Origin of the sequence: Enterobacter sp. Bisph1 (genome assembly GCF_000814905.1) — a bacterium.
Taxonomy (GTDB): domain Bacteria; phylum Pseudomonadota; class Gammaproteobacteria; order Enterobacterales; family Enterobacteriaceae; genus Kosakonia.
This window is the reverse complement of record NZ_JXAG01000008.1, coordinates 1-2,739: the sequence shown is the minus strand read 5'-3', so window position 1 is coordinate 2,739 and position 2,739 is coordinate 1. Positions and strand designations below refer to the sequence as shown.

The following is a 2,739-nucleotide window of genomic DNA, read 5'->3' as shown; positions in this document are numbered from 1 at the left end:
TTTTTTTTTCTTTTTCATCTATGTTTGATGTTATGGACTTGCTTTTATTGTTTATGATTGATTGTATGATATTCGCTTTGCAATAAAAATCATCATCACAGTTAATAATCATACTTGGCGAATTAGTGACCATGTTTAATTCGTATTTTATAGTTACTTTATTTTTGTTTATTAACAAAAAAATAGATGACAAAATCAATGATAAAAAAACAAATAAAATAATGCTTACGATTTTTTTCTTAAGAAGGAGAAATAGCTCGATAAAATCAATATCAGATGAATTGTTTTCCATTTTTATATACCAACAACATTTGTTAAAGCATAAGTTAAATAAAAGAATGAAATTAAAATAGCCATGATAAATATTTTTGCGGATTTAGTGTATTTCATTTTAAAAGCCAATCGAATAAAAAAACATTTTACCTATTATTTAGGTGTAGGAAAACTCCTAAATTTATCCCTTTTGTTGCTTTTTTGTTCGATCGTGTCTATGGAGAGGGGGGTGTCAGGCAGAATCCTTTCCACATATTTTAAGATCTTCTTGAGATCCGTGTGTTACAGCCGTAATCTCTTGCTTTGAAAAACGAAAAAACCGCCCAGCAAGGCGGTTTTTTCGAAGGTTCTCAGAGCAGCAACTCTTTGAACCGCGGTAACTGGCTTGGAGGAGCGCAGTCACCAAAACTTGTCCTTTCAGTTTAGCCTTAACCGGCGCATAACTTCAAGACTATCTCCTCTAAATCAGTTACCAGTGGCTGCTGCCAGTGGCGCTTTTGCATGCCTTACCGGGTTGGAATCAAGATGATAGTTACCGGATAAGGCGCAGCAGTCGGACTGAACGGGGGGTTCGTGCATACAGTCCAGCTTGGAGCGAACTGCCTTCCCGGAACTGAGTGTCAGGCGTGGAATGAGATAAACGCGGCCATAACAGCGGAATGACACCGGTAAACCGAAAGGCAGGAACAGGAGAGCGCACGAGGGAGCCACTAGGGGGAAACGCCTGGTATCTTTATAGTCCTGTCGGGTTTCGCCACCACTGATTTGAGCGTCCGATTTTGTGATGCTTGTCAGGGGGGCGGAGCCTATGGAAAACGGCATTGGCGTACCCTCCGCTTTTTTCTCTCACACCTTTTCTGCCTTGTCCCTGTGTTCCACCTGCTTGCCGCAGACCCGTGACCGAGCATTGTGAGCGAACGCGCGAGGAAGCAGAATGGAGTCTGTCTCCACATTGAGCAGTACGTACTAGGCCTGTTCATGACTAAACAAGAGAACACCGCTCTGAATATGGCGAAATTCATCCATGAGCAGTCCCTTTTGTTGCTGGATAAGCTCAATGAGCTCAACCTCGACATGGCGGCTGACATGTGTGACCAACTTCATGAGGATGCAGAGGTGCTCTGTATGACTCTCTTTGTGCAGTTAAATGATCTAAAGGACGAAGGGTAATGGCGAAAATATCGATCAGTGAGGCCGCACGGCTGACCGGGAAAAGTCGGACAACACTGCACAGGTTGATTAAGACAGGTGAACTGTCCACCTGTCATGGGGCGAGAAACGCCAGAATGGTCGATGTTGCCGAACTTATCCGTGTTTTTGGACCTCTTGAGTATCGTCCGTCTGAACAGGTCGCTGCACAGGTTTATGAACACTCTGAGACAGGCGTTTCTACGCAGAATGAACAGGTCATTGCGCAGCTCCGGCAGGAAGTGGTACACCTGCAAACGTTAGTTTCAGCCAAGGATTCCCACATCGACAGCCTAAAACAGGCAATGCTGTTGATCGAGCACACGCATACCCGGGACTCACCCTGGTGGAAGTTCTGGAAACGCTGAGAACGCCTCAGTTGCCGGCGAGGCTTGTCTGATTTACTGAATGATTTAACCAAAACCTGTTTTTTTCGGCCAGTCCATGCAGCCCGATCGCCGCTTTGTGCCTTTAGGGTTAAAACATCACACCCCACGCAAGACTGCCTCTTGCCTATTTATCTTTTTTATATCCGTGGCATGACTGTAAATGTTTCAGGCAATTTCCAGGTGTCGCGCGAAATGTCGCACATTTGTCGGACACACAGGTGTCGGATCCGGCACTACAATATCGCCAGATTGTGGCTATCTCATTATTTCAGTGAGTTAAATAGCACAGCATCCGACACTGATGTCCGATACACACACCTGTATAGGGACGCCTGGATCCAACCACATGATATTCATCCAGGTGGCCGGATTGTGTTACTTATTTATATCCAGTGTGGTGCTGGATCCAGCACTGTGTCCTGCCAGTGTTTTCAGGCCATTTAAAGGGATTCAGTTTTTTTGAGGCTGTCCGTCGCGCGGGACAAGATGTGCATTTGTAATACATCTTTATGCTGTCTATGTGTCTTCGGAAATGTGCCTACCGCCTTATCAGAGGGGGGTAAAGTGTGTGCTGCTCCTGTCTTCAGTTTTACTTTCTAGGGATCAGGCACGACGGCGATGTATAAACGGGGTGATACATGCGCGGTGCCAAAGGATTCCACTTTTAAACCTGTTGTGGTTCTACGAACCACTGAAGAAAACTGCCTGAAACAGTCCTTTTTCGGCTCATTTGGTGTGAAACCGTCCGCCAGTCACTCTCATGCATAGCCATGCAGCCGCGCAGAAATCATCGGGCGTCTTTTTCACGATACGGATAGGTGAAAGGTGCAGAAAACCGGCGGGGGGCGCAGAAATGCGCTGAGGGCGTCTGAGGCGGTGCGCCGAACGG

The 2,739-nt window shown here is 45.9% G+C and carries 2 protein-coding genes and 1 pseudogene; 2 read left to right on the top strand and 1 reads right to left on the bottom strand.

Annotation, left to right across the window (positions count from 1 at the left end):
* Nucleotides 1–292 (bottom strand): annotated as a pseudogene (locus tag RW65_RS22910) (GNVR domain-containing protein); the annotation flags it as partial.
* A 959-nt stretch (nt 293–1,251) separates the two neighbouring features.
* Here RW65_RS22910 and RW65_RS00095 point away from each other — a divergent pair.
* Together RW65_RS00095 and RW65_RS00090 are read left to right on the top strand one after the other, a co-directional pair.
* Nucleotides 1,252–1,443 carry a Rop family plasmid primer RNA-binding protein gene (locus RW65_RS00095; RefSeq protein WP_039054652.1) on the top strand — a complete coding sequence of 64 codons (192 nt, stop codon included), beginning with the start codon at nt 1,252–1,254 and terminating at the stop codon, nt 1,441–1,443.
* Nucleotides 1,443–1,829: a helix-turn-helix domain-containing protein gene (locus tag RW65_RS00090; protein WP_039054650.1), complete on the top strand. Its 387-nt coding sequence runs from the start codon at nt 1,443–1,445 to the stop codon at nt 1,827–1,829. Before RW65_RS00095 ends, RW65_RS00090 begins: the two co-directional genes overlap by 1 nt.
* Nucleotides 1,830–2,739 lie beyond the last annotated feature (910 nt).